The 905-nt window shown below is 43.4% G+C and carries 1 protein-coding gene; it reads right to left on the reverse strand.

Annotated elements, in window-relative coordinates:
- Positions 1 to 131 precede the first annotated feature (131 nt).
- A partial coding sequence (locus D7D25_RS17700; RefSeq protein ID WP_148038989.1) for a polymorphic toxin type 23 domain-containing protein occupies positions 132 to 905 on the reverse strand: 774 nt, incomplete at its 5' end.

Raw genomic sequence — 905 nt, forward strand, 5'->3', positions numbered from 1 at the left:
CATTACCGGTATAGGGCTGTTTGGGCAAAGTTAACTCTTCACTGCCAAAAAGCAATTTACTGCATGCGCAACTTATACTGAGTAACATAAATAATAAAAATAAATATTTCATAATCTTCTGTTTTTTAGTGTTACCACATTGGCCCCCATCCGAATTGTATAAAAGGGCGCTTTCTGCGGTATTGGGGTAGATTGCTTAAATCCTTGAAATAGGGGGAACCTATTAAATTGTGCACTACGAGGTTTTGAAAAAAATTCCGGGTTTTTTCGGAATCCCATCCAACCTCAACCGGGCCAAAACCCAAATAGAAAGTGCCGTGGCGGTATTTATCGGGATCACCGTAGGGACTTTTGACATAAGTTTCTTTACCATTAATGTTCTCAGTTTGTCTATTTTTCAATCCCGGATCTCCCGTAAACAATGCCTGCCCCATTCTCAATGGCCCGAAATTTAACCTGACGTGGGATGTTCTAAACCTGTCTCCGCCATCACCCCATAAATCATTCGAGACATCAAGCCCCAGAAATGACGGGATTCCTAAGCTAATCCTGCCCACTGTTTGAGAAAACTCCCCGGCTTCGAATTGGGTTCGTGAATAGGTGGCTAATCCGCCAAACGCGCTTGCTTCCCATCCTTTCCGGGTTTCCCAGCCTTGATAGTTACCGTAATTTTTCCAGAAATAGGATTTCCCGTATTCCAACCTGCCGGCTATCGGTGCCAGCTTGGGTATTCCAACGGAAACATCAAATCCAATTGCTTTTTGATGTGTGCCGAATCTCAAATCTATTTTTATAGCTACGGGCGAAATGTATTTTTGTATTTGGTAACCCGGTTCAGTGAAAAATACGAACGCGGCAACAAAAAACCACCAAAACTCCCCGTCTTGGTCGATATACACCAGCGG

The organism is Proteiniphilum sp. X52 (assembly GCF_003712195.1).
Taxonomy (GTDB): Bacteria; Bacteroidota; Bacteroidia; order Bacteroidales; family Dysgonomonadaceae; genus Proteiniphilum.